This window comes from Bradyrhizobium sp. USDA 3262, from assembly GCF_054060035.1.
In genome coordinates, this window is record NZ_JBSSCT010000001.1 from 7,683,953 (window position 1) to 7,710,176 (window position 26,224).

The following is a 26,224-nucleotide window of genomic DNA, read 5'->3' on the forward strand; positions in this document are numbered from 1 at the left end:
CTCACGCTGCAGCGACAAGCTCGGTGATCTTGTCGATCACCTGGTCGGGGCTGATGCCCTGCGATACGGCCTCGTAGCTCAGGATCAGCCGGTGCCGCAGGCAGTCGTGGATGACGGCCCGTATGTGGTCGGGCGTGACGAAGTCCTGCCCGTCGAGCCATGCGCGCGCCCGCGCACAGCGGTCGATGGCAAGGCTGCCGCGCGGGCTGGCGCCGATCTGGATCCATTTACTCAAGGGCTCGCCGTAGCGGCCGGGAAACCGCGTCGCATAGATCAGGTCGACGATATATTTCTGTGCGAGGTCGGAGACGAAAATGCCATCGAGTTCGCCGCGCGCATCGAGGATCGCCTGCTGCGGCACCGCCGGCGGCTCGGCAGCTCCGGCTGCCGGCTTGCGCGCATTCTCGGCGCGATTGAGCTTGATGATCTCGCCTTCCGTCGCCTCGTCGGGATAGGTGATCACGACATGCATCAGGAAACGGTCGAGCTGCGCCTCCGGAAGCGGATAGGTGCCCTCCTGCTCGATCGGATTCTCGGTCGCGAGCACCATGAACAGGTCAGGCATCTTGTAGGTCTTGCCGGCAACGGTGACCTGACGTTCCTCCATCGCTTCCAGCAGCGCCGACTGCACCTTGGCCGGAGCGCGGTTGATCTCGTCCGCCAGCACGAGGTTGGCGAAGATCGGCCCCTTCTGGAACTGGAACTGGCCGCCCTTCTCGGTCTGCAGGTAGATTTCCGCGCCGGTCACGTCCGACGGCAGCAGGTCCGGCGTGAACTGCACGCGCGACAGGTCCGCGGCAAGATTCTTCGCCAGCGTCTTCACCGCGCGTGTCTTGGCAAGCCCCGGCAGGCTTTCGATCAGAAGGTTGCCGTTGGCCAGCAAGCCGATCAGCATGCTCTCGACCAGATGATCCTGCCCAAGCACCGATCTGCCGATGCGCGCCTTGAGATCGAGCACGGCCTCGCGGGCCGCGGATTTCTCTTGACCGCCCTGCTCCGTCGCGGCTTTCAACTGACTCGATCGAAGATCCGACATGTGGACTGAACCTGAAAAAGGGTCCGGCCGCCGGCGAGCGGCGGCCGGATCCGCGCATTGCTTGCGCTATTTTGCACCCGGTTGCTTGTCCAGCGTCTTCATCAGGGCATCGACCATCTGGTCGATGCTGAAGCTCGCCGACCGCTGGCTCGGCGGGAATTCCTTGAAGGTCTGCAGGAACGGAGCGACCCGCCATACGCCGTATTGAATGAGATAGGCGTTCTTGGCCAACCAGTCGTAGTACTGGTCGGAGACCACATCGGCGCGTTCGAAGGGATCCATGCGCAGGTTGAACACTTTCGGCGCGCGCAGGCAGGTGAACGGATTCGCCCAGACGATGAATCCGCCCGGCTCACGCTGCTCGCAGAACACGATCTTCCAGTCGTTGTAGCGATATGCCACGACCTGGCCGTCGTCGTTGAAGTAGTAGAAGTCGTTGCGTGCGGACTTCGGCTGTTGGCCGGTCAGATACGGCAACTGGTTGTAGCCGTCGAGATGCACCTTGAACGACTTGCCGCCGAGATCAGCGCCCTTGAGCAGCTTGTCCTTGACGTCGGTGTCGCCTGCGGCGGCCAGCAGCGTCGGGAACCAGTCGAGCCCCGACATCATTTCATTGGAAACTTCACCGGCCTTGATGTGGCCGGGCCAGCGGACCATCGCCGGCACACGAAATGCACCTTCCCAGTTGGTGTCCTTCTCACTGCGGAAGGGAGTTGTCGCGGCGTCCGGCCAGGACCACTGGTTGGGACCGTTGTCGGTCGTGTAGACGACGATGGTGTTGTTGGCGATCCCGAGGTCGTCCAGTGCCTTCAGGAGCTTTCCGACGTCGCCGTCATGCTCGATCATGCCGTCGGCATATTCGTTGCCCGGCATGCCGCTCTGCCCTTGCATGGACTGGCGGACATGGGTGAACGCATGCATGCGCGTGGTGTTCATCCAGGTGAAGAACGGCCTGTTCGCTTTCGCCTGACGTTGCATGAAATCGATCGCTGCAGCCGTGGTCTCGTCGTCGACGGTCTCCATCCGCTTCCGGTTCAGCGGGCCCGTATCTTCGATCTTTCCGTCGGCAGACGCCTTCAACACGCCGCGCGGTGTGTTGCTCTTCGTGAACGCTGTGTCGTTCTTCGGATAATACGGCCGCTCCGGCTCCTCCTCGGCATTGAGGTGATAGAGATTGCCGAAGAACTCGTCGAAGCCGTGCTTGGTCGGCAGATATTCGTCGCGGTCGCCGAGATGGTTCTTGCCGAACTGACCGGTCGCGTAGCCGAGCGGCTTCAGCGCCTGCGCGATCGTGACGTCGCGATCCTGCAGGCCGACGGTCGCGCCGGGGATACCGACCTTGCAGAGGCCGGTGCGCAGGCAAGCCTGCCCGGTGATGAAGGTGGATCGGCCGGCCGTGCAGCTGTTCTCGGCGTAATAGTCCGTGAACGTCATCCCTTCATTGGCGATGCGATCGATGTTCGGCGTCTTGTAGCCCACCACGCCGCGCGTATAGGCGCTGATGTTGGACTGGCCGATGTCGTCGCCGAAGATGACGAGGATGTTCGGCTTCGCCGTGCCCGGCTGCTGCGCGAGCGCGGGCGACCTGCCCATTGGCGACAGGCTTGTCGCGATCAGCGCTGCCGCGAACAAGGTGCGAAGTAACGAACCGCGGCCATTACCATTGAGTTTGGCCGCCCCATTGTTCTTCAATTCGGCTTCATCGCTCATTCGTCGCTCCCTACTCTTTAAGCTGGCTGAGACGTCCGCGACCGCACCACGCATCTGAACCCGACATGGCTGGTGGACGTGTCGACCGGTTCGGCGTGCCGCGCGGCGGGGCGATAGCGGCGGCAATAGTTCGGGGCACAAAGATGCGAGCCACCCTTCAGCACTTTCCGCGGGATTTTGATCGCGGGCTGGGCGGGGTCGTAGCTTGCTTCCTCGCGGCCGCCGCGCGGATTCTGCGGGATGCAGCAGGGCTTCGCGGCGTCGGCCTCATGACGGGTGGACCACCAGTCGGCGGTCCACTCCCAGACATTGCCGATCATGTCGTGGACGCCATAGCCATTCGGCGGAAACGCGGTCACCGGCGAGGTCCGGTCGAAGCCGTCCTCGCAGAGGTTCTGAATAGGGAAATTGCCCTGCCATGTGTTGGCCATGTGCTTGCCGCCCGGCGTCAAGGCATTGCCCCAGGCGAACTCCTCGGCCTCCAGCCCGCCACGCGCCGCGAACTCCCACTCGGCTTCGGTCGGAAGTTCCTTGCCGGCCCATTTGGCGTAGGCGAGCGCATCGGCATAGGCGACGTGGACGACCGGGTGGCTGCCGAGCACATTGATGTTGCTGCGCGGGCCGTAGGGGCGGCGCCAGTTGGCGCCCTTCATCAGGGTCCACCATTGGCTCCAGTCGCGCAGGGTGGTGACCCGGCGCGGCGGCTGAAACACCAGCGAGCCGGCATAGAGCATATGCGGCAGCGCGCCCGGATATTGCGCAGGATCCGGCGGCCGCTCGGCGACCGTGATGTGCCCGGTCTCCCGCACGAATTCGCGGAATTGAGCGTTGGTCACCGGGGTGCGGTCGATCCAGAAGCCGTCGACCGACGCCCGATGCGCCGGCGCCTCCTCGGGATAGTGATGGTCGGAGCCCATGCGGAACGTGCCGCCGGGAATCCAGACCATGTCGTCGGCCTGGACGCGGTCGTCACGCTCTGATTCAGCGGAGGCGATCTCTAGCCGGGACATGGCGATGCACCTCTTTGCGCATTACCGTGAGCAGTAGTCCCAGAAGCCCTGTGTTCGCGACGGGTCGGTGTAGTACCAGCACATGCCCGCTGCCGGCGGCGGTCCGGCCCAGGCGGCTGCGCTCGCCGCGCTGACGAAACCGATCGCCGCGCCGGCCGCGACCGCGCCCCCGATCGGCCAGCCGTACCAGCCAGGCCGCGCCCAACCTCCCGGCCGCGGTCCGGGCCCGACCCAGCGCGTGCCGCCGCCGTGCCAGCCGGGCCGAACTCCCGGACGCGCTACCGTCCGGCTACGATAAGCAACCGCACCGCCGCGCGGTCCGACCGCAACGCCGCCGCGGCGCGCGACAGCGCGCACCTGCACAACGTTACCGCTGCCTTCTTGCTGTTTGATGATCGGCAGTGAAGCGGAAGAGCCGATGCTGACCGCCGACGCTGGGCCGGCTTGCGCGACAATCGCGGCTGCTCCGACGAGCGCCAGACGGAAAATCTTGTTGAAGATCGCAGACTTATGATCTCGGTGATCGAATCTCGTGCATGATTGCGTCGTGCCTGAGTGCATTGTCGCGCCCTTCCATTTTTCTATGCTGCACTTTTCGGCAGCGTTGATCCGTCAGGCCTTCTTCCCTTTCTCCTCCGTTGCTAATCCATGTGCACACTTGCGTGCACAGGGTTCTCGATCGCGACTCCCGTTCCACTGGACGTTGTCACGAGCGAATTCTGCTGTCAGTTCAAACGATAGCGGAACGCACTATACAAGTGATGTGCACTTTGTGCCAATCTCAACCCCGAGGCGTGCAGGCTTAACGAAAGATGCTCCAATTCGATCAATCCGATGTGGTCGGCATTGTTGCTTTCTCGAAAAAACAAGCGAAAATCCGCACGTATGCAAATCCACACCACGATCTCGCCATGCGAATCGAACCAATCTAGGCACATTGTCACGGCCGCACTTTTTGTACCGACTTCAAGCATTTGGTTTTAGTAGATTAATCGCGCTGCAGTTGTGAACGTGGATATGGGCCAGCACCTGACGGTTAGCACCGGCGAGCTTGACGGCTTCGAGGGTCTCCACGATGCCGTCAAAGGCTCGCATGTCGAAGTCATGCAGCTTGAGCGCGGCAAGCTGCGCGGCACATTGTCTCACGTCGGGATCGGTGACTTTTCGCTCAGCATCGGCGCGTTCAATGTCGGGGTCCGCACCCAGCGCATCTCGACCGATCCCAAGCTGATCATCGGAATGCTGCTGAACGCGACCGACCGTGTCACGCATTGGGCGTTCGACATGCAGCCGGCCGATGTGCTGGTGATTCCTCCGTCGGTCGAGCATGACGGTGTCTTTCACAGCGCTTCATCCTACGCGGCCATCCGCTTCGACCTGGCTGAGCTGCCCGACATATTCGGCGGCGAGCCGCGGCTCGCCGACGCCGAAACCTGGCAAGTGAAGAACCACTTTCGCGCCGACCCCATGATCGGCATGGGCGCCGCGGACAAACTACCGCAGATCGTCGCGCATCTCGCGCGCTATCCGGACGCCTTGTCGGACACGTCGGCCAGCTTCTGGAAGCGCGCGATCATCGACTGCGTGACCGCGACGGTCATCACGTCGCTGCCGCCCGACGGAACGAGCTATCTGCCGTCGGCGATGCGACTGGTGCGCCATGTCGAGGACTATCTGCACGCCGCGGGCACGCGCCCGGTCCATGTCTCGGAAATCTGCACCGAGCTTCGGCTGTCGCGACGCAGCCTGCACCGCGCCTTCCACGAGGTGTTCGGGGTCGGCCCGGTGACGTTCCTGCGCTATAAGCGGCTCTGCATGATCCGTTCGATCCTGCGCGAAAGCACCCCGGACCAGACCACCGTCTCCAAGGTTGCGATCGAACAGGGCTTCATCGAGCTCGGGCGCTTCTCGCAATATTACCGCGCGATGTTCGGGGAATACCCATCGCAAACGCTCGGCTACGCCGGCTAGCAAATCAGCCGCTGCGCGCGCGCAAGCTCATTATTTCGATCGCCCCGGATCGCCATTGCCCGACAGCAGCTGCGCGGCGCCGCCGATGCCGCGGCGGAAGGCTTCGTCGAAGGTGACGCCGCGGAACTGCCATTTGTAATCCTTGCCGTTCCAGGCCATCCGCCATTGCGTGGCCCAACCGAGGTCCTTGTCGTTCCAGACCAATCGTCCGAGCAGGGTGGCTTCGCCGCCCTGCGGCGCGACGATCGAACTCAGCTTCGCCGGCGCCGTCTTCGACAGTTCGGCGGCGGTGAGGTTGGCACTCGTCAACGCCGCTGCATCGGGCAGCACGAAGCGCATGCCGCGCTTTCCGGCCGCAGCCGCCAGCGCATCGCGTTGCAGGTCGGACTGCGTCCCGTCGGATGTGACGATGTAGTCCTTCGGACCGTGCTGCATTTCCGCGAAGACGCCGAGCACCGGCCGCCGCGACCGCCACGGCTTGAGATCGAGCCTGGCGAGAATGCCGTCGATCTTCTTGTCGTCGAAATCCACCGTCAGGTCGTAGGGCCGGTCGCGGGTGCCCTGCTCGTCATGATGCGGCTTGCCGGCATATTGATCGTGATAATCGAAACTGCTGACGAACTCCTTGGCTTTCGATTTGTATGCGGCAAGCCGGCGGTCGCCTGCCAGCATTGGCTGACCGGATACCTTGATCAGGACGTCCTCCAGACATGCACCGAAGCCTATGATGCGGTTCGGCTCGCCCTGGCCGGTGACGACGGTCTGCGCGCGGTAGAGGCCGTCGTCTGCTGCGGCCATCGCACCACCGCAAGCGATCCATGCAGCGGCAAGCAGCACGCGAACCGCGCCGCGTGCGAGCGTGGCGATCAGATCGCGCTTGGTCTCAAGCAAGGCAGCCATCGTCACCTCCGCTCGGTCACTTCATTGACGGCACAGATTGGCGGTATTTTCGGGCACCGCCAGCACGTTCGGACATGGGCGCCATTCCATCGGCCCCGCTGCGCGCTATGGCCACGCGCGGCAGGCCTGACATATGCTCGGAGCATGCACGGCGGCGCCGCGAGCGCTGCCCAACACAAGAGCACCGAGCAGGAGACGTTCCGTGAAATGCTATGAGTTGCAAGGCCCCGGCGGCGTCGACGCGCTGGCGCTGGTCGACAAGGCGGTCCCGCAAGCCGGCCCCGGCGAAGTCCTGGTGCGGCTGAAGGCGGCGACGCTGAATTATCGCGACCTGCTCACGGTCAAGGGCGGCTACGGCTCGCGCCAGAAATTTCCGCTGGTGCCGGTCTCCGACGGCGCCGGCGTGGTCGAGGCGGTCGGCGCCGGAGTCAGGAGCTTCGCACCCGGCGATCGTGTGATCGGCAGCTTCTTCGAAAGCTGGCTCGGCGGCGAGCCGAGCGAGGCGCGGATGCGCGCGGCGCTCGGCGGCAGCGTCGACGGTGTGCTGACCGAGTACCGGGTCTTCCCCGCGCATGCGCTGGTGCGCACGCCGGATCATCTGAGCGATATCGAGGCCGCGGCGCTGCCATGCGCCGGCCTCACGGCGTGGAGCGCGGTGGTCAAGCTCGGCGACCTCAAGCCGGGGCAGACGGTGCTGACCCAGGGCACCGGCGGCGTCTCGCTGTTCGCGCTGCAATTCGCCAAGATGTGCGGCGCCCGCGTCATCGCGACCTCCTCCAGCGACGCCAAGATCGCGCGGCTGAAGCAGCTCGGCGCCGATGTCACGCTCAACTACAAGACCACGCCCGATTGGGGCAAGAAGGCGCGCGAGCTGACCGGGCGCGGCGTCGATCTCGTCGTCGAGGTCGGCGGCGTCGGCACGCTGAACGAATCGATCCGCGCCACCAGGATCGGCGGCACCATCGCCTTCATCGGCGTGCTCGCAGGTCCCGCCTCGTCCGATACGCGGCTGCCGCTGATGGTGATGCAGCAGCAGCGGCTGCAAGGCGTCACCGTCGGCTCGATCGAGGATTTGCAGGCACTGTGCGACGGCATCAGCCTGCACGGCGTCAAGCCCGTCATCGACAAGGTGTTCGCGTTCGACCAGGCCAAGGCCGCGTTCGCCCACATGGCGAGCGGCGCGCATTTCGGCAAGATCGCGATTGCGATCGGGTAAAGCATGATGATGTGAAGTCGAAACAGTCCAGCGGCACGCTCGCTGCACCTCTCCCGCTTGCGGGGGTCGAGACGAGCGAAGCTCGCTCTCAGGTCGCATCGCATCTGATGCGATGCGGGTGGGGGCTTTTTCCACGATGCGATTCGCGGAGAGAGCCCCCACCCTGGCCCTCCCCCGCAAGCGGGAGAGGGGACGCAAGTCCGATGCCGTGATGGCCCGACTCAATCGCGTCTGCTGTAACGTGCCGTGGACCAAGGCCTAGCGCCCCGTGAACCGAGCCTTGCGTTTCTCGACGAAGGCCTGGCGGCCTTCCTTCGCGTCGGCGCTCTCGCGGATCACCTGCTGCAGCTCGATCTCGCGGCGGAACTGATCGGCGTAGCTGGCGTGCTCGCTTTCCTCGAGCAGCTGCCGCGTCGCGACCAGCGCGCGCGTCGGTCCGTCCGCAAGGCGACCGGCAAGCGCCTTCGCCTCGTCGAGCAGTTTTGCATCATCGACCACATCGCGCACCAGCCCCCACTCCCTGGCCCGCTCGGCCGGCAGCGGCTCGTTCAGCAGCATCAGGTCGAGCGCGCGCTGGCGGCCGATCAGGCGCGGCAACAGCCAGGTCGAGCCGAGATCGGGCACCAGGCCGATCCGGCTGAACACCTGGATGAAGCTCGCCGAGCGCGCGGCCAGGATGATGTCGCCGGACATCGCGAGGCTGAAGCCGCCGCCGGCCGCGACGCCGTTGACCGCGACCACCACAGGCACGCGGCATTCGCGCAAGGCCTGCATCGCCGGCCAATAATGTCTCATCACGCCGGTGTAGATGTTGTCGCCGAGCGACTGGAACGCCTTGAGGTTCTGCCCGGAGCAGAAGCCGCGTCCCTCCCCGGTCAGAACCAGCGCGCGGATGCCGGGATCGAGGCTCATCTCGCCGACGGCGAGTGCGAGATCGCCGAGCAGTTCCGGCGTCATGGCGTTCAGGCTCGCGGGATCGTTGAGCGTCAGGATGCCGATCTTGCCGTCCCGTTCACGCTTCACACCAGTCATTTTCCGCTCCCTGAAATTGGTTCTTGTTGTTGCACTGACAATGCCATGCTTGGCATGCTACGCCAACGTGCCCCACCCGCAACAAGAACAGCGAAAGCAACGCCATGTCCGACCAGTTCTCCAACTCGCAAGTGATCCGCAAGCCGGCCGTCAGCGCCAAGGGCGGCATCGTCGCCGCACAGTCGCGCCGGGCGGCCGAGGTCGGCGCGGAGGTATTGGCCGCGGGCGGCGATTGCGTCGACGCCGTGATCGCCACCACCTTCGCCCTTGGCGTCGTGGAGCCGTGGATGAGCGGCGCCGGCGGCGGCGGCGCGATGGTGCTGTATCGCGCCAAGGAGAACCGCGTCGAGGTGATCGACTACGGCATGCGCGCGCCCGACGGCCTGCGCATCGAGGATTATCCGCTGACCGGCGGCGCGGCCTCCGACCTGTTCCCCTGGGCGCGGGTCAAGGACGACCGCAACCTGCACGGCCCCGGCTCGATCGCGGTGCCCGGCGTCGTTGCCGGCATGGAGGAAGCGCATCGCCGCCACGCCAGGATGCCGTGGAAGGACCTGCTGGCGCCGAGCGTCAAGCTCGCCGGCGACGGCCTTTTGGTCGATTGGTGGACCACCGCGATGATCGCAAGCTCCGCGGCCGATCTGCGGCGCTATCCCGCCAGCGCCGCGGCGTATCTGCAGGACGGCCTGCCGCCGAACGCGCAATGGGGCATCAGGTCGGTGGTCCGCATGCCGCAGGACAAGCTCAAGGCCACGATGGCGCAGCTCGCCGCGGCCGGCCCGCGCGATTTCTACGAGGGCGATCTTGCGCGCAGCATCGCCGACGACATCCAGGCCGCCGGCGGCGCGCTGTCGGTGCGCGACCTCGCCGCCTTCCGCGCCCATCTGCGCGAGCCGCTGAAGATTCCCTATCGCGGCGGCACGGTCTATGCGACGCCGGAGTTGACCGCGGGTCCGACCATGGCGCGCACGCTCGGCCTTTTGCAAAAGGCGCTCGCGCCCGCGCGGGGCGGTCCGGATGCGTCAGCCTACGCTGCCTATGCGGAGGCGCTGCAAGCCGCCTATCGCGAACGGCTGAAGGACATGGGCGATGTCGACGGCCGCCGCGCGCTCGGCGCCGAAGCGATCGCGCCAAGCTGCACCACGCATTTCTCCGCGGTCGACCGCGATGGCAACATGGCCGCGGTGACGCAGACGCTGCTGTCGACCTTCGGCTCCAAATTCGTGACGCCGAACACCGGGCTGACCATGAACAACGGCATCATGTGGTTCGATCCGACGCAAGGCAATCCGAACTCGCTCGCGCCCGGCAAGCGCTGCCTGACCAACTACACGCCTGTGGTGGCGCAGGCAGCCGACGGCCGCACGCTAGCCGCGGGCGCATCGGGCGGCCGCCGCATCCTGCCGGCGGTGTCGCAACTGCTCTCCTTCGTGATGGATTTCGGCATGGATCTCGACACCGCGATCCACCAGCCGCGGATCGACGCCAGCGAGGGCGCCGTGGTGATCGGCGACAAGCGCCTGCCCGCGAGCGTGCGCGAGGCGCTGCGCGGCCGCTTCGACTTCGAGGAGGCCCGTATCCAGACCCTGCCGATGAAGTTCGCCTGCCCGAGCGTCGTGCTGCGCGACGGCACCACCAACAGCGGCGTCACCGAGCCGTTCCAGCCCTGGGGCGATGCGGTCGCGGAGGGGTGACGGCAAGTCGCGCGGTTCATTGCGGTCGTCGTCCCTGCCTAGTGCGCAATTGCGCACGGGAGTAGAGACCCATAACCACCGCAATCGGTGATGAACGGGATCGCGGCTGCAGCGCGTGCAACAATTGAGATTCGGGGTAATGGGTCCTGGCTTTCGCCAGGACGACGATGGGATGGTTCGCAATTCAAGATGCTCAAACAATGCGGTGTCATCACCCGCGCATGCGGATGCCACATCCACCGCCGTCGTCCCTCCGAAAGCAGGGACCCATACTCCGCGGCGGGTGTTGTGAAAGGGGCTCGTCGTTCCAGCGTCGTTCAACAATGGCCATTTGTGGTTATGGGTCCCTGCTCCCGTGCGCAATTGCGCACTAGGCAGGGACGACACCGAGTTTATTGCATGACCCGAACGGGCTGATACATTTGGACCGACAACAATTGCGGTGACCGGCTTGAGTGAAGCAAGCGCAGACGTGCCGCCCGGCGCGCAACTTCTTGGACGCGAGTGGCTGGGCTTCGACGGTGAAACCGCCACAGTCCGTTTCGAGGCGCAACCCTTGTTCACCAACCGCCATGGAACGATCCAGGGCGGTTTCCTTGCCGCGATGCTGGATTCAGCGACGGGCCTCGGCGCGCTCGCAGCGCTGCCCGCAACGCGGACCGTCGTGACGAAGACCCTCACCACGCGGTTTCTCAAACCGGCGCGCATCGGCCCGATCACGGCCAAGGCGAAGGTCATCTCGCAGACCGACCGCGACATGATCGTGGAAGCCGATCTGATCGACGCCAACGATGTGACGGTCGCCAGCGCCACGGCCGAGTTGCGGATTCTGGACAAGCGATAGTCCGCAGCCCGATCAGCAATCCCTGCATCGCGCCAGCAGGGTGACTTCGTTCAGTCCGTAGCCGTCGACGGTCTCGACGGTGCAGCCAAGCTCGCGTTCGCAATAATGGATCCACGGCTCGGGGCTCGTGCAATACAGCTGCACCTGCGCCGCATCCGCATCCGCGGTGGCTGCGGCCTCCCCGGTGACGAAGTTGACGCTGAAGCCGCGCACGCTGGCTCGGCGCAGGTCGGCCAGCATCTCGGCGACGAATGCCTCCCAGGATCGGCGGCAGCCGCCGACATCGACATTCATGATGCCGCTCGCGACCGAATAGGTCGCGCGCCGCGGGCTACCCTTGCCGACCTTGAAGCGACGCCCCGGCGCCGAGAAACGGCGGCGCGCGCGGCTGATCATGGCGAATGACAGATCGATCCCGAGATAATCGATCTCCGCTTGCGGATGGCGCCTTGCGAGATAGGCGCACAGCGCGCCGTATCCGCAGCCGATATCGTTCAGGCTGAACGGTGCGGAGAAGTCGCAGAGCTTCAGCAACTGGACGAAGCGGAGGTCCTGGGTGGCCTGGCAGGACCAGTCCACCCCGCGCGGGGTGGCGCCGTATTTGGCGACCCGCGCGCTGTAGTAGGATTCGACATCGGCATAGAGGTCGGAGAATCGCGCCCGGTCGCCTTCGGCGCCGAAACCTGCGGTCTCCGCCGCGATGCTCACGTCTTGCTCACTTCTTGGCTTTGGCCCGCCGCTGCTTCGCCATCGCGGCAAGCTCCTTGCGGGCGACCTGGCTTGGCTTGGTCGGGATCGACAGAACCCGATACGACTGGGTCGAGTAGATCAGCGGCGTGTGGCCATCGGCCGCAAACGTCACCTTCGGATTTTCCTTCATGGCGTGAACGCTAACCAGCACCGGCAGATACGGATTCTGCGTGAGCGCGTGGCGGAACGCCTGGACCACCCGCTTGTATCCGCTCACATTGGGCTGATCGGAAGGATAGTCCTTCAGCGTGCCGAGGAAGGTGTACCAGCGCTTCCGTTCGATCCGGTCGGCCGGCTCGATCCCGATCAGCCGGAACGACTGCTCGAGGGGATGATTGGGAGAGAAGATGTCGAACTCCTTTTGCAGCTCGACCATCTCCATGATCCCGCCGGGACCAAACCGCTTGTTCAGCAGATCCAGAACATCGCGCGTCGTATCGTCTTGAATCATCCGTCCCATTAGAACCCCCTCAATACCTTGTTTCCAGAAATGAAAAAATCGTCGCGTCTAGCGGCGTCGCTCAAGATGCAATCGAAGCTGATCGAGTTGTGGCGTGAAGTAGACTGCCCCCGAGACGTCGAGCAAATTCTGAGCGCCGCCGACAATCTCGTCAAGCTCATCATGTGACGTACTGCCCAAGGCGCAAATGATCAGGCCGCGCAGCACGGTCGCGTGCAGCTCGGCGACGCGATCGGTCCTTCGCCGCGCGACCATCAGCGCCTCGTCCACCGCTTGCAGGGCCGCATGGTGGTCGGCGGCGCGATAGAGCGCTTCGGCCAGATCCGCCAGCATGCGGGCCTCGAATTCGAGGCCGGCTCGCGCAGAGCGCGCAAAGTCGATCGCTTCCTGAAGCTGGGCGGCGGCAACCTTGAAGTCGCCTGCGGCGCCGCTGGCGAGGCCGGCGCTGGCGAGCGCCGCGACCCGCAGATAGGGCGTGCCGGACTGCTCGGCCAATTCGGCGATCCTCGCCGCATGCGGCTTGGCGAGTTCCGGCCGGCCGCGGCTCCAGCCCATCTCCACCATCGCAAAATGCGGAATGAACTGCACGACGGCGGCGAAGCGCTCCGGCTCGGCCCGCAGCACCTCGGCGATCCGCCGCTCGGCCTCGTCAAACCGGCCGAGCCGCACCAGAATTCTGGTGCCGAGACACCTGATCCAGTGCTCGACGTCGAAGCCGAGAATCTGGTTCGGGTTGAGACCGAGTGTGACGTTGTTGTGAAAACCGCCCTGCTCGGCAATCGCGGCAACCGCCACCTGCCCGGCGTCGAGCGCCTCGGCAAGACGACCCGACAGGAAGAACGCCTGGCTCAGCATGGCATTGACCGTCGCAAACCGTCCGACGTCCCCGGTGCCGGAAGTGAGCTTCAAGGCGTCCTGCACGAGATTGACATAGTCGTCGGCCGCCGCGGTCGCGGCCAGGATCCTACCGTAGGCGCCGAGCAGGATCGGCTCGTGCACCGGGTCCGCCGCGCGTGCGTATTTGATCGCCTCTTCGGCGTAGGGCTTGACCTCTTCGGCGGACATGCCCTCACGCCAGCCGAAGTTGAGGATCTGGCCGCTCGACATCGCCCGCAGCCGGTCGACATATTCGGACGGAGGCTGGTCCTGCAGCAGGGCGCGAACCTTTTTCCAGCTCTTCATTGCCTCGGCGGAGTTGGTCTTGCCGATCCAGCGCGCCGCACGCTGCAAATGGGTGACGGCCTCCAGCGGCTGGCCCGCGGCCTCGTAGTGATAGGCGAGCAGCCCGGCAAACTCGTCGAGCTTGCCCCAGTCGAAGCCCTCGATGGCCTTGGCGACGGTCGCATGCAGCGTGGTCAGCCGCGACCGCAACTGCGTTGCATAGGCGACCTCCTGGATCAATGGATGGCGAAACGCCAGCAATCCCTTGTCGTAGGGCGGCAGGTCGTACAGCAGCTCGGCCTGGCGGAGCTGCGCGATGGCGTTCTGCAAATCGTCGTTCGGCAGCGCCGCGACCGGGCGCAGCACCGACATCGCGACCAGCCGGCCGATCACCGCCGCCGTCTCGAGCACCTGCTTGGCGATATCCTCGAGGTGATCAATGCGGGCGGCCACGACGGCCTGCACCGTTGCGGGCAGCGGCACCGCATCGACGCCATGCTTGAGCCGGTAGTTGCCGCGTTCGCCCTCGACATTGCCGCGCTCCACGACGGTGTTGGCAAGCTCCTCGATGAAGAACGGATTGCCCTGCGCGCGTTCAATGACATTGCTGCTCAGCGAGGCCAGCGAGGGATGCCTGCCGAAATGCTCGCGGAGCAGCTCGTTCGAATCGGACCACGGCAGCGGCGGGATGGCGATCTGACGGTAGTGAGACCGCTGCATGAAAGGTGCCGTGAAGCCCGGCCTGAAATTGACCACCAGGAACGTCGCGGTGCCGACGATGGCATCGACCAGCGTCTCGACGAACTCCTCGCTGGCGGCATCGATCCAGTGCAGGTCCTCGATCATGACGACCGCCGGCGTGTCCCCGGGGCGCGCGTGCACCAGGGTTCGAACGAGATCGAGCAGCTGCAACCGCAGCGCGCGCGGATCGAGCTTCGGGGCCGGATGCTCCGGATCGGCAAGCCCGAGAAATTCGAGCAGCACCAGCAGCTCCTGCTCCGACGCGGCCATCTCGGCAAAGCGGTCGATGACGCGACGCCGGGATGTCTCGATCGGCTCCTTGACACGGATGCCGAAGATGTCGCGCAGCAGCTCGAGCACGGGCTGGAACGGTGTTGCGCGGCCATGCGCCAGCACGCGCGCCTCGTAGACGCGAATGCCCTTGCGGCGGCAATTTTCGGCGAACTCGAAGCAAAGCCGGCTCTTGCCGATGCCGGCATCGCCGACCATGCCGACGACTCGGCCGTCGCCGGCAACCGCACGCGACAGCTCATGCTCCAGCGCCGCCATCTGCTCGGTCCGGTTGACCATCGAGGTCAGGCGGCGGCCGCTGCGGAAAACGTCGCTGGCGGGCGCGCTGAGCAGCCCGGTCAGCTTGAAGACCTCCACCGGCATCGAGATGCCGCGAATGGTCTGCATGCCGAGCGGCACGACCTCGACGAATTGCCTGGCGCCGAGATAGGTGTCCCGCGTGATGAGGATCGTCCCCTCATCGGCCATCTGCTCCATCCGGTTGGCGATATGGACGTTGGCGCCGGCGGCGTCGTAGGTCTGGTAGATGGTGTTTTCCACCGTTTGCACCACGACTTCGCCGGTGTGCAGCCCGACCCGGATCTGCATGCCGGGATCGGCCAGCCTGGCCACCGAATCCTGCATGGCGAGCGCGGCGAGACAGCCGCGGACCGCATGGTCTTCATGCGGGCGCGGCGGCGCGCCGAACAGCGCCATGACGCCGTCGCCCTGGATCTTGTTGACGATGCCGTCGTAGCGGTGGACGGCCTCCTTCATCAGGTCGAGCACCGGCTCCAGCCGCCGCATGCCGAGCTCGGGATCGCCGAGGCTGTCGATCAGATTGGTCGAGTTGCGGATATCGGCAAACAGCAGAGTGAGGTTCTTGCGTTCGCCGCCCTTGGTGCTGAGCGAACGAAGCAGCCGCTGCGAGGGCGCATCGGGACGGACGCTGCCCGCGGCGATCGCGGTGCCGCAGCGGCCGCAGAAGCGGCTGGAGGGCCCGTTCACATGCTGACAGGAGTCACATTTGAGGCCTAACGGCGCACCGCAATCTTCACAATAATCGTTGCCAGCCCGGTTTGCGCGGCCGCATCGCTCGCACTGCATGAACAGCCTTTCAGTAAAGACTGCGAATATATCCGACGCGCGAGATTAGCCCAGCACATTCTGTAATTGTGTTAAATGCCTCACACACCGAGCCGGTCCCGCACCCGGCCGGTCAGCACCGCCGTGGTGACGCCGACCCGCCAGAAGGCGTGCATCGGGATCGGTTTGATACCGGTCACGGGCATGTCGATCTCGGCCTTGGGGCCGCCGATCAGGCGGCGGGCCAGCTCCGCGCCCATCGCGGTCGAGAGCGCGACGCCGCGGCCGTTGCAGCCGAGCGAGATCAGCAAATTCTCCGCGGGCTCATGGACATGCGGGTAGTGATCGGCGGTGATGGCAAGGCGGCTGTTCCAGCCGTGGGTCCAGCTGACGCCCCTGAGCTGCGGCCACAGCCGCTCGGCGTAGCGGATCAGATAGGCGACGTCGGTCGGCTTGCTGATCCAGCGCATCGGGCCGCGGCCGCCCATCAAGAGCCGATTGTGCTGGTCGATGCGGTAATAGACCGTGATGTGGCCGCTTTCGTAGAGCACCGGCCGGGTCGGCATGATCGCGTGTGCAATCTCGTCGGACAGCGGCGCGGTCGCCGCGATCGACGAGAACACCGGCACGATGCTGCGGCGGAGCGCCGGCCAGAGATCGTCGGTAAAGCCGTTGGTCGCGAGCAGCACCTTGTCGGCGAGCACGACCGCGCGCGGGGTCTCGATCCGCCAGCGGCCGCCGTCGCGGCGGAGCGACAGCGCCGGGGTCTCGCCATGGACGGCGACGCCGGCCCCGATCGCGGCGCGCGCAAGACCCCGGGCATAGCTCAGCGGATGCAGGTCGCCGCCGCGCGCATCCAGCATGGCGCAGAGGTAGCGGTCGCTGCCGGTCATCGCCCGCATCTCGGCGGCGTCGAGCAGCTTCACCGGCATGCCGCGCCGGATGCATTGCTTTGCCGTGGTCTCGATCGCTGCCGCGCTGGCTTCGTTGTAGGCGGCGCGCAGCGTGCCGTTCTGCCTGGCCTCGCAGGGGATCTGGTAGCGGCGGATCAAATCATGCGTGAAGTTGGTGGTGCCGTAGGAGAATTCGATCATGCGGCGGCCGAGATCGGCGCCGAAATCCGCTTCGATCTGGTCGGGGTCGTGCTTCAGTCCGGGATTGGTCTGCCCGCCATTATTGCCGGAGGCGCCCCAGCCCGGCTCCTGCGCTTCCAGCACGGTTGCGAACACGCCCTGCTCGGCGAGGTGCAGCGCGGTCGACAGGCCGGTGAAGCCGCCGCCGATGATCGCGACCGGCACGCTCTTGTCCGATGTCAGCTGAGGCGTCGGCGTCGCCTCCACCGCGATGTCGGCGTAGAGGCTCGGTGGCAGCGGCAGGCGGGTGGGTGTGGTCATGGGAGGAACTCGTATTTCACCTCTCCCCGTCGGGGAGAGGTCGGCGCGCAGCGCCGGGTGAGGGGTTCAGGTCCCACGAGAGAGCGCAACCCCTCACCCGGATTGCATCCAACGATGCAATCCGACCTCTCCCACAAGGGGAGAGGTGGACCGTCGATGCTGAAACGGCCTGACCAAGCGGCATCATGAACCGATCACAGCGGATGCAGCACGCGGCGCAGGAAATCCTGGGTGCGCGGGTGCTGGGGTTGGTTGAGGACGGATTTGGCGGCGCCCTGCTCGACGATGACGCCGCCGTCGATAAACAGCACGCGGTCGGCGACGTCGCGGGCAAAGCCCATTTCATGGGTGACGACAACCATGGTCATGCCATCGTCGGCGAGCTTGCGCATCACCGACAGCACCTCGCCGACCAGCTCCGGATCGAGCGCGGAGGTCGGCTCGTCGAACAGGATCGCCTTCGGCTGCATCGCCAGCGCCCGCGCGATCGCGACGCGCTGCTGCTGGCCGCCGGAGAGTTTTGGCGGATGCACCTCGGCCTTGTCGGCGAGCCCGACCTGCGCGAGCAGCGCGCGGCCGCGGGCGACCGCCTGCTCGCGCGGCTCCCTCTTCACATAAAGCGGCCCCTCGATGACGTTCTCGAGCGCGGTGCGGTGCGGAAACAGGTTGAAACGCTGGAACACCATCGAGACTTGGGTGCGGATCGCCACGATCGAGCGGTCGTTGCTGTCGACGCGCGCACCCTCGACGCTGATCTCGCCGCGATCGTAGCTCTCGAGCCCGTTGATGCAGCGCAGGATGGTCGACTTGCCGGAGCCGGACGGGCCGATGATGCAGACTACCTCGCTCTTCGCGACGGAGGCGGTGATGCCCTTCAGCACCTCGACCTTGCCAAAACTCTTGTGGATGTCGCGGAGCTCGATCATTTGCGGTTCGCCTTGTTCTCGAAGTGCCGAACCAGCAGGATGAGCGGAATGCTCATGGTGAGGTACATCAGCGCCACCAGCGTGAACACGCTGGTGTTCTTGAAGGTCGAGGAGGCGATCAGCTTGCCCTGCAGCGCCAGTTCGGCGACCGTGATGGTGGACGCCTGCGAGGAATCCTTCAGCATCATGATCATGATGTTGCCGTAGGGCGGCAGGATGATCCTGACCGCCTGCGGCAGCACCACGCGGCGCATGGTGAGCCACCAGCCCATCCCGATGGTCTGCGCCGCCTCGATCTGCCCCTTGTCGATCGCCTCGATGCCGGCGCGGAAATTTTCCGCCTGATAGGCCGAATAGGCGATGCCGAGCCCGATGATCGCGGCCTGCAGCGCCGATAGCGCGATGCCGAAATCGGGCATCACGAAATAGATGTAGAACAGCAGCACGATGATCGGGATGCCGCGGATCACGTTGATCAGCGAGGCGCTGAGGCCGACCAGGAAGCCGATCCCGGACACCCGCATCAAGGCCCACACCAGCCCGAGCACGGTCGAAAGGACGAGCGAGCCGACGGTGACGACGATGGTCAGCCAGACCCCCTGCAGCAGGATCGGCACGAACTCGACGGCGTCATGGAAGAATTTTTGCATCGGCTCAAACATATCCAGTCCCGACACACGCTCGAATATTGTTCCCGTCACCCTGAGGAGCGCGTAGCGCGTCTCGAAGGGTCGACGGCCACCAGCCGGGCCGTGCATCCTTCGAGACGCGCTACGCGCTCCTCAGGATGACGGATCGCGCTGTCACGACGCGTTGGCCTTCTGGCCCCATTTCTCAAGAATCTTCGCGATCGTGCCGTTGGCCTTCAGCTTCCCGAGCGAGGCGTTGATCTTTGCGAGCAGCTCGGTGTCGCTCTTGCGGACGCCGATCGCGACCGTGCCGACGGTGACCGGCTTGTAGCCGTCGACCAGCCGAACGTCGGCGAAATTGCCCTGCTGCAGATTGTAGGCGAGGATCGGATAGTCGGCGAAGCCGGCCTTGAGACGGCCCGCATTCACGTCGCGCAGGATGTCGGGAATGGTATCGTAGACCTTGACCTCGCTGAACAGCCCGGTCTTCTTCAGCGCGTCGACAAAGGCAGTGCCGACCTGGGCACCGACCACGGTGCCCTTCAGATCCTCCTGCGAGGCATAGGCCTTGGTGTCGGCCTTCGGCACCACGAGGCCCTCGCCATAGGTGTAGACCGGCTCGGAGAAGTCGATCACCTCCTTGCGCGCGGCGGTGGCGAACATCGCGGCGGCAATGATGTCGATCTTGTTTGCGGTCAGCGAGGGAATCAGCGCCGAGAACTGCATCGGCTCGATCTGCACGGTAAAGCCGGCATCCTTGCCGATCTCGGTGGCGAGATCGACCATGATGCCCTGGATCGAATTGGTCTTGGTGTCGAGGAAGGTGAAGGGAATGCCGGTCGGGGTCGAGCCGACCTTGAGCACCTGCTGCGCCCCTGACGGCGCGCTCAAGGCAAGGGCAAGCGCCGCCACCGCGGCCTGGACGAGACGCTGAAACGACATCGCAACACCTCCCGAAGCTGGCCCTGGCGCCGCATCGTCCGCGCGTTTCGCGCTTTTGGTTGCGGGCGACGCCGTTCCGGCCTATTTTCACCAATATGAAATTGTGGTCACGAAACCGCGGTCAATGCAAGCGGTTTTCATGCACATGAAGGAAGCGGATTGACGTGAGCGGCGGCAAGAGAATGCGTAAAGGCGCGGCAGCGAAGCCCGCAACGGCACGCCGCGCCGCCAGAAAGCCGGCCAGCAAGCCGGCCGAGCCCGCGATGGATCTCGCGGTCGGACGCCGCATCCGCGACCTGCGCCGCAGCAAGGAGATGTCGCTGGAGGTGGTTGCCGCACGCACCGATCTGTCGATCGGCTTCATCAGCCAGATCGAGCGCGGCCTGTCGTCGCCCTCGCTGCGCGTGCTGGCGACACTGGCCGACGTGCTCGGCGTCGGCATCGCCGCGCTGTTCGGCGCGACGCCGAAGGATGACGGCGCCAGCGGCGTCGTGACCCGCGAGGTGCAGCGCGCCGAGCTGAAGCTGTGGCGCACCGGGATCTCAAAGCAGTTGCTAAGCCCCGCCGGCAGCGAGAGCCGGCTCAATCTGTTCCTGGTGCATCTCGAGCCCGGCGGCAACACCGGCGACGAGTTCTATACGCATGACGGCGAAGAGGCCGGCCTCGTGCTCCAGGGCGAGATGACGCTGACGGTGGACACCGAGACCTGGACGCTGAAGCAGGGCGACAGTTTCCGCTTCGCCAGCCGCCGCCCGCACCGCTTTTCCAACCCGGCGCGCGACGCGAAAGCCGTGGTGCTGTGGGTGAACTGCGTGACGGCGGCGGGGTGAGGCACCGCTCTCTCCACTCGTCGTCCCGGCGAAGGCCATCCTGCGTCGTCCCGGCGAAGGCCGGGACCCATTACCACTAATGGGAGTTATTGCGCGACGCTGGGGCCGTAGCCTTCTTAAAACAACACGACCCTGTGGTTATGGGTCCCGGCTTTCGCCGGGACGACACTTGCTATTACGGAGCCCTCACGTCAAGACGCATCACCTCAGCCCCATCACCACTTCCTCGATCTTGACCGGGAATTTCCGCACGCGGATGCCGGTGGCGTGGAAGACGGCGTTGGCGACGGCGCCTGCGCTGCCGGTGATGCCGATCTCACCGACGCCCTTGATGCCGAGCGGGTTCACATGGGGATCGTGCTCGTCGACCGTGATCACCTCCATCGGCGGCACGTCGGCATTCACGGGCACATGATACTCGGCAAGGTTCGCGTTCAGGATGCGGCCGGACCTCTTGTCCATCACCGCCTCCTCGTGCAGCGCGAAGGAAAGGCCCCAGATCATGCCGCCGCGCAGCTGGCTCTGCACCATCAACGGATTGATGATGCGCCCTGCGGCGAACGCGCCGACCAGCCGCGTGGCGCGGATCTGGCCGAGATCCGGATCGACCTTCACCTCGGCAAAGACAGCGCCATGCGCATGCATCGCATATTGCGATTGCGCCGCCGGATCGGCCGCACCCGTGCCGGAGGCCTCGACCTCGGCAACGCCGGCGCGCGCCAGGATCTCGGCGTAGCTTTCGCTGCGCGCGTCATCGTCGCGGCGATGGAGCCGCCCGGCCCGCGCCACCACGCCGGCATTGCCGGCGCCGAACAGCGGCGAGCGCTCATCGGAGGTCGCAAGCTCGGCGAGTTTTGCGATCACAGCCGCACCGGCATTGTGGATCGCAGCACCGACCGTTGCAGTGTGCGCCGAGCCGCCGGCGATGCCGGCATCCGGCAGGTCCGACGTGCCCGACAGGAACGAGATCTGCTCGAGGTCGAGCGCGAGCGCGTCGGCCGAGATCTGCGTGAGCGCAGTCCAGGCGCCCTGCCCCATGTCATGCGCGCCGCTCTCCATCACGCCGCGTCCGTCGGCGCGGATCACGGCGCGCGCATTGCCCTGGAACATCAGCGCCGGGAAGGTCGCGGTGCCCATGCCCCATCCGACCAGAAAGCCGTTCTCGTCGCGCATCTGCCTTGGCTGTAGCTGACGCCCTGCCCAGCCGAAACGTTCGGCGGCCTTGGCGTAGCACTGCCGCAGCGCCTTGGAGGAAAACGGCTTGCCGGTGGTCGGCTCGACCTCGGCGTAGTTCTTCAGCCGGAATTCCAGGGGATCGATGCCGCAGGCGAACGCCGCCTCGTCGATCGCGCTTTCCAGCGCGATTGATCCGGTGGCCTCGCCCGGCGCGCGCATGAACAGCGGCGTGCCGGTGTCGACACGTACCGCCTCATGCGCGGTGCGGATCGCCGGGCTCGCATAGAGCGTATGCGAGGCGTCGGCCGCCGGCTCGTAGAAATCGTCGAAGCTCGACGTCGTGACGCGCGCCTCGTGATCGAGCGCGGTCAGCAGGCCGTCGTCACCAGTGCCGATCCGGATGCGCTGGCGGGTCTGCGGACGATGGCCGACCGGGCCGTACATCTGGCTCCGCCGCAGCACCAGCTTGACCGGACGCCCGACCAGCTTCGCCGCCATGATGCCGAGCACCTGCGGCCCGGAGACCAGGCCCTTGGAGCCGAAGCCGCCGCCCAGGAACGGGCTGTTGATGTGGATGTTGCCGGGCGGAATGCCGAACAGGCCGCCGATCCGCATCTGCGCCATCGCCATGCCCTGGCTCGGCGTATCGAGGAACAGGCGATCGCCGTCCCACACCGCGACGATCGCGTGCGGCTCCATCGCGTTGTGATACTGCGCCGGCGTCTCGTAAGTTGCGTCGATCCGCTTCGATGCCGCGGCAAGGCCCGCATCGATATCGCCATGGCGGACCTCGGCGGGATTGCCGATGCCGACCACCGGCGGCGCATAGGCTTCGCCGGCGTCGAGGCCGACACGCGCGATCTCGACCTGGTAGCGCGGCGAGAGCAGTGCGGCGCCTTCCGTGGCGGCCTCCAGCGTCTCGGCGATCACGACCGCGATCGCCTGGTTGGCGTAGCGCACCTCGTCGCTCTGCAGGAGCTCCATGCGGAAGGCGAACGGATTGCCCTTGGCGTCCGGGTCCTCCGCGAGCTCCGGCTTGTGCGCCGGCGTCATCACGTCGATGACGCCGGGGTGGCGCCTGGCGGCGGCGACGTCGAGCGCGGTGACGCGGCCGCGCGCGATGCAGCTGGTCGCGATCACGGCATAGACCATGCCGGGCGGATGATTGTCGGCGGCATAGCGGGCCTTGCCGGTCACCTTCAGCGTGCCGTCGGTGCGGGTCAGCGGCTGGCCGATATTCGAGCCGTGCCTGAGGTGGGCGGGGTCGCGGGTCAGATTGAGTTCAGCCGTCATGCGTTACGCTCCTGCAACGGATGAGAAGGGAGAGCCCGGCAGCGCGGGAATGCGATCCGGCGTGCCTGCGGCAGCAAGGGTGAGCGCGCGCACGACGATGCGCTGCGCGAGCTCGATCTTGAAGGCGTTGTCGCCGGACGGTTTTGCGCCCGCGAGCGCCGCGCGCGCTGCCTCGCGATAGCTAGCCGCATCCGGCGCGGCGCCCGCGAGCACCTGTTCGGCCTCGCGCGCCCGCCACGGCTTTGCCGCGACGCCGCCGAGCGCAAGCCGCGCCTCGCGGATTTTTCCATCCTCGATGCGCAAGCCGGCCGCAGCCGAGACCACGGCGAACGCATAGGACGTGCGCTCGCGCACCTTGATGTAGCGGGCATGCCCGGAGAAGCCTTGCGCTTCGGCTGGCAGCCGCAGCGCGACGATCAGGTCGCCGCGCTCCAGCGCGGTCTCGCGCTCCGGCGTCTCGCCCGGCAGACGGTGCAGCGCCTCGAGCGGCAGCTCGCGCCGGCCGGTCTTGCCCTCGATCTCGACGACGGCGTCGAACGCGACCAGCGGCACGCAGAAATCCGACGGATGGGTCGCGATGCAGCCCTCGCTCCAGCCAAGCACCGCGTGCAGGCGGTTCTCGCCCTTCAGGGCGTCGCAGCCGGCGCCCGGCCAGCGCCGGTTGCAGGCGCTGCCCGCGTCGTAGAAATAGGCGCAGCGCGTTCGCTGCATCAGATTGCCGCCGACGGTCGCAGCATTGCGCAGCTGGGCGGACGCGCCCGACAGCAACGCCTCGGCGACCGCCGGATAGTTGCGCGCGAACCCGGTGTCATGCGCGAGATCGGCATTGCGCACCAGCGCGCCGATCCGCAGGCCGCCGTCGGCCAGATGCTCGATGCGGTCGAGCCCCGGCAGACGCGTGACGTCGACGAGAAGGCTCGGCCGACTGACGCCGCCCTTCATCAGATCGAGCAGATTGGTGCCGGAGGCGAGATAGCTCGCGCCCTTTTCGGATGCCGCCGCGATCGCGTCCGCGACGCTGGCCGGCCTGACATAATCGAAGTTCATCATGCGGAGCGCCTCTGCTTGGTCGCGTTGATGTCGGCCTGCGCCTCGAGCACGGCCTCGGTGATTCCTTGATAGGCCCCGCAGCGGCACAGATTGCCGCTCATGCATTCGCGCACGCGCTCCGGATCGTCGCCGGCCTGACCTTCCTGGATCAGGCCGATGCCGCTCATGATCTGGCCCGGCGTGCAGAAGCCGCACTGGAAGCCGTCATGGGCGATGAAGGCGGCCTGCACCGGATGCAGCTGGTCGCCGCGCGCGATGCCTTCGATGGTTGTGATCTCGGCGCCGTCGTGGCTGACGGCAAGCGCGAGGCAGGAATTGATGCGGCGGCCGTCGACCAGGACGGTGCACGCGCCGCACTGGCCGCGGTCGCATCCCTTCTTGGTGCCGGTGAGATCGAGGCGCTCGCGCAACAGGTCGAGCAGGGTCAGGCGGGGGTCGTCGAGGACAATTTCCCGGCGGACACCGTTGATGGTGAGACTGAGTGGGAGATTCATGCAGGGCTCCGATCCGTGTATGGTCGGGTTGAATCGAGGCAACGGAAGCCCGTGGCCGCCGATGCAGGATCGGCGCGCCTTGTCAGGCCCGGTGCTGGTCGCCATATACGGAGGCATCCTCCGTTTACAAGGGAGGGTGAAAAGAAAAAGCCGATGAAAAAACTAATGGCCGGTCGATCACCAGAAATTGCACGCAAGCCACGCGCCGACGCCGTGCGCAATCGCGAGCGCGTGCTGGAAGCGGCCAAGGCCGTGTTCTCGGCCGGCGGCAGCGAGGCGAGCCTCGAGGCGGTGGCGCGCCATGCCGGCGTCGGCATCGGCACGCTGTATCGCCACTTCCCGACCCGCGAGGCGCTCTATGAGGCGGTCTATCGCCGCGAGGTCGAGCAACTCGGCGACCTTGCCGAGCAACTGCAATGCGCGCCCGAGCCGGTCGAGGCGCTACGGCGCTGGCTGCGCGCGAATGTGGAATTCGTCGCCACCAAGAAGGGCATGGTCGCGGCACTGGCGCTGGTCGCGCACGGCTCGACCGAATTGCATGCCTATTCGTTCGACCGCCTGACCAAGGCGATCGGCACCCTGCTCGCGCGCGCGGTCGCTGCCGGCGCGATCCGCAACGACATCAGCGCCGAGGACGTGCTGCGCGCGCTGATCGGCATGTGCTACATGCACGACCAGCCCGGCTGGCAGACCACCGCGCTCAGGCTGTTGGATGTATTCGTGGACGGCTTGCGGGTGCAGCCGGTCGGCACAACGGCAAAGCCTGCGAAGAAAGCCAACCCAAAGCCGTCGCGCTGACCGTAGCCATCGTAGCCCGCGGTGAGCGAAGCGGCGACAGCCGCTCAAGGACGTCCGGTCCGTGGCAGCAGCCAACGCATAATGATCGCGTGCGGCGTTCGCCGGCTGCTGCGCGGCAGGTCGTGCCGCTGCAGCGCCGCTCTTGCAAAGGCGGCCGCCTGCTCGCTGGATTGCCGCTTCTCGCGCACCAGCAACATCCATTCGCGGATCACGGCGCGTCGCACCTTGGACATGGCGGTTTCCCTTCGCGATAAGCCGCGTTCAGCGCGTCACGCCGCCAGCTGCAGCGGATGGGCTTGCGACCGCCGCGCCGACAGCGCGCAGCCGCATTGATGCACGATGCCCTGCTCGACGACGAAGCCGCGCCGCTCCAGCGACGCCCGCAGGCTTTGGTTGGCCGGGGCCTTCTGTGCATCGACCCACACCACCAGCACCGCGCGGGCGCTGAGGACATTCGTCAACCAGTCCAGCGCCGGCTCGAGCGCGAGAAGCGTACGCCGCCGCCAATCGACCAGCGCAACGTCGTACTGACCGGCCGGGCGGCCGCAATTGCCCGACGCCGCCGCGCGCGCATAGCCGCGCCGCTGCAGTTCGAACATCAATTCCATGCTCCGCATGCCGGCCACGACGATACGCTGTTGCGTCGTGCAGCCGGCAAGCGCGATCATCGGCTCGATGATCCGGTCGCCGGTAGCAATCTGAAGCGAAGACATGACATCACCTGTTCCCGTTCGCTCACGCGCGTCCGGCCGAGCCTCGGCCTGGCGTCCGCGGGAGCGCTTGCATCGGGATCAATATCTTCAGGGCGGGA

General features: G+C 66.0%; 24 protein-coding genes. 6 read left to right on the top strand and 18 right to left on the bottom strand.

The genetic code is table 11. From position 1 onward, the window contains the following. Position 1: 1 nt before the first annotated feature. From ACVWYP_RS36290 to ACVWYP_RS36305, 4 genes are all read right to left on the bottom strand, one after another. A complete protein-coding gene (locus tag ACVWYP_RS36290; protein ID WP_304496688.1) occupies positions 2-1,012 on the bottom strand; it encodes an AAA family ATPase in 1,011 nt (336 codons plus the stop codon). A gap of 90 nt (positions 1,013-1,102) precedes the next feature. Beyond that, positions 1,103-2,629: an arylsulfatase gene (locus ACVWYP_RS36295; protein WP_304500363.1), complete on the bottom strand. Its 1,527-nt coding sequence runs from the start codon at positions 2,627-2,629 to the stop codon at positions 1,103-1,105. Between the two features lie 134 nt (positions 2,630-2,763). After that, complete coding sequence (locus tag ACVWYP_RS36300; protein ID WP_439711216.1) at positions 2,764-3,693, bottom strand: SUMF1/EgtB/PvdO family nonheme iron enzyme; 930 nt, start codon at positions 3,691-3,693, stop codon at positions 2,764-2,766. 84 nt (positions 3,694-3,777) lie between these two features. Next, positions 3,778-4,113: a hypothetical protein gene (locus tag ACVWYP_RS36305; protein WP_304496690.1), complete on the bottom strand. Its 336-nt coding sequence runs from the start codon at positions 4,111-4,113 to the stop codon at positions 3,778-3,780. Between the two features lie 660 nt (positions 4,114-4,773). Between ACVWYP_RS36305 and ACVWYP_RS36310 the strand changes: the two genes are divergently transcribed. Then, entirely contained in the window at positions 4,774-5,727 is a 954-nt protein-coding gene (locus ACVWYP_RS36310; RefSeq protein ID WP_304496691.1) for an AraC family transcriptional regulator, read from the top strand. Positions 5,728-5,757: 30 nt separating this feature from the next. Here the strand turns inward: ACVWYP_RS36310 and ACVWYP_RS36315 are convergent, their stop codons facing one another. After that, entirely contained in the window at positions 5,758-6,627 is an 870-nt protein-coding gene (locus tag ACVWYP_RS36315; RefSeq protein ID WP_304496692.1) for a DUF2066 domain-containing protein, read from the bottom strand. 202 nt (positions 6,628-6,829) lie between these two features. Between ACVWYP_RS36315 and ACVWYP_RS36320 the strand changes: the two genes are divergently transcribed. Continuing rightward, the gene (locus ACVWYP_RS36320; RefSeq protein ID WP_304496693.1) at positions 6,830-7,843 is read left to right on the top strand and encodes a zinc-dependent alcohol dehydrogenase family protein; all 1,014 of its coding nucleotides are present in this window, start codon (positions 6,830-6,832) and stop codon (positions 7,841-7,843) included. 258 nt (positions 7,844-8,101) lie between these two features. On the opposite strand, the gene ACVWYP_RS36325 is transcribed toward ACVWYP_RS36320, so the two are convergent. Then, entirely contained in the window at positions 8,102-8,875 is a 774-nt protein-coding gene (locus tag ACVWYP_RS36325; RefSeq protein ID WP_304496694.1) for an enoyl-CoA hydratase-related protein, read from the bottom strand. A 104-nt stretch (positions 8,876-8,979) separates the two neighbouring features. Between ACVWYP_RS36325 and ACVWYP_RS36330 the strand changes: the two genes are divergently transcribed. Both ACVWYP_RS36330 and ACVWYP_RS36335 read left to right on the top strand, forming a co-directional pair. Continuing rightward, complete coding sequence (locus ACVWYP_RS36330) at positions 8,980-10,569, top strand: gamma-glutamyltransferase (protein WP_304496695.1); 1,590 nt, start codon at positions 8,980-8,982, stop codon at positions 10,567-10,569. Positions 10,570-11,011: 442 nt separating this feature from the next. Continuing rightward, positions 11,012-11,413 carry a PaaI family thioesterase gene (locus tag ACVWYP_RS36335; protein ID WP_453945898.1) on the top strand — a complete coding sequence of 134 codons (402 nt, stop codon included), beginning with the start codon at positions 11,012-11,014 and terminating at the stop codon, positions 11,411-11,413. Between the two features lie 12 nt (positions 11,414-11,425). On the opposite strand, the gene ACVWYP_RS36340 is transcribed toward ACVWYP_RS36335, so the two are convergent. The 7 genes from ACVWYP_RS36340 to ACVWYP_RS36370 all read right to left on the bottom strand — a co-directional run bounded on the left by ACVWYP_RS36340 (position 11,426) and on the right by ACVWYP_RS36370 (position 19,772). After that, a complete protein-coding gene (locus tag ACVWYP_RS36340) occupies positions 11,426-12,121 on the bottom strand; it encodes a class I SAM-dependent methyltransferase (protein WP_304496697.1) in 696 nt (231 codons plus the stop codon). Positions 12,122-12,128: 7 nt separating this feature from the next. Beyond that, positions 12,129-12,623, bottom strand: a complete 495-nt coding sequence (locus ACVWYP_RS36345; RefSeq protein ID WP_028341231.1) for a hypothetical protein — start codon at positions 12,621-12,623, stop codon at positions 12,129-12,131. 48 nt (positions 12,624-12,671) lie between these two features. Next, a complete protein-coding gene (locus tag ACVWYP_RS36350) occupies positions 12,672-15,902 on the bottom strand; it encodes an adenylate/guanylate cyclase domain-containing protein (protein ID WP_304496699.1) in 3,231 nt (1,076 codons plus the stop codon). A gap of 80 nt (positions 15,903-15,982) precedes the next feature. Continuing rightward, positions 15,983-17,275 carry an NAD(P)/FAD-dependent oxidoreductase gene (locus ACVWYP_RS36355; RefSeq protein ID WP_304496700.1) on the bottom strand — a complete coding sequence of 431 codons (1,293 nt, stop codon included), beginning with the start codon at positions 17,273-17,275 and terminating at the stop codon, positions 15,983-15,985. A 194-nt stretch (positions 17,276-17,469) separates the two neighbouring features. Continuing rightward, entirely contained in the window at positions 17,470-18,201 is a 732-nt protein-coding gene (locus ACVWYP_RS36360) for an amino acid ABC transporter ATP-binding protein (protein ID WP_304496701.1), read from the bottom strand. After that, positions 18,198-18,851, bottom strand: coding sequence for an amino acid ABC transporter permease (locus ACVWYP_RS36365; RefSeq protein ID WP_028341235.1), 654 nt, complete (start codon positions 18,849-18,851; stop codon positions 18,198-18,200). Before ACVWYP_RS36365 ends, ACVWYP_RS36360 begins: the two co-directional genes overlap by 4 nt. Positions 18,852-19,004: 153 nt before the next feature. Then, a complete protein-coding gene (locus ACVWYP_RS36370; RefSeq protein WP_304496702.1) occupies positions 19,005-19,772 on the bottom strand; it encodes an ABC transporter substrate-binding protein in 768 nt (255 codons plus the stop codon). A 182-nt stretch (positions 19,773-19,954) separates the two neighbouring features. On the opposite strand from ACVWYP_RS36370, the gene ACVWYP_RS36375 reads away from it, so the two are divergent. Next, the gene (locus ACVWYP_RS36375; protein ID WP_304496703.1) at positions 19,955-20,602 is read left to right on the top strand and encodes a cupin domain-containing protein; all 648 of its coding nucleotides are present in this window, start codon (positions 19,955-19,957) and stop codon (positions 20,600-20,602) included. A 201-nt stretch (positions 20,603-20,803) separates the two neighbouring features. On the opposite strand, the gene ACVWYP_RS36380 is transcribed toward ACVWYP_RS36375, so the two are convergent. From ACVWYP_RS36380 to ACVWYP_RS36390, 3 genes are read right to left on the bottom strand one after another with little or no spacing between them, the layout of a single operon-like run. Further along, positions 20,804-23,071, bottom strand: coding sequence for a xanthine dehydrogenase family protein molybdopterin-binding subunit (locus tag ACVWYP_RS36380; protein ID WP_304496704.1), 2,268 nt, complete (start codon positions 23,069-23,071; stop codon positions 20,804-20,806). A gap of 3 nt (positions 23,072-23,074) precedes the next feature. Beyond that, entirely contained in the window at positions 23,075-24,121 is a 1,047-nt protein-coding gene (locus ACVWYP_RS36385) for an FAD binding domain-containing protein (protein WP_304496705.1), read from the bottom strand. Further along, positions 24,118-24,615, bottom strand: coding sequence for a (2Fe-2S)-binding protein (locus ACVWYP_RS36390; RefSeq protein ID WP_304496706.1), 498 nt, complete (start codon positions 24,613-24,615; stop codon positions 24,118-24,120). Before ACVWYP_RS36390 ends, ACVWYP_RS36385 begins: the two co-directional genes overlap by 4 nt. A gap of 153 nt (positions 24,616-24,768) precedes the next feature. On the opposite strand from ACVWYP_RS36390, the gene ACVWYP_RS36395 reads away from it, so the two are divergent. Continuing rightward, complete coding sequence (locus ACVWYP_RS36395) at positions 24,769-25,413, top strand: TetR/AcrR family transcriptional regulator (RefSeq protein ID WP_304496707.1); 645 nt, start codon at positions 24,769-24,771, stop codon at positions 25,411-25,413. A 44-nt stretch (positions 25,414-25,457) separates the two neighbouring features. On the opposite strand, the gene ACVWYP_RS36400 is transcribed toward ACVWYP_RS36395, so the two are convergent. Beyond that, a complete protein-coding gene (locus ACVWYP_RS36400; RefSeq protein ID WP_304496708.1) occupies positions 25,458-25,646 on the bottom strand; it encodes a hypothetical protein in 189 nt (62 codons plus the stop codon). A 36-nt stretch (positions 25,647-25,682) separates the two neighbouring features. Further along, on the bottom strand, positions 25,683-26,126 hold the full coding sequence (locus ACVWYP_RS36405) for a hypothetical protein (protein WP_304496709.1): 444 nt from the start codon (positions 26,124-26,126) through the stop codon (positions 25,683-25,685). Positions 26,127-26,224: the final 98 nt, after the last annotated feature.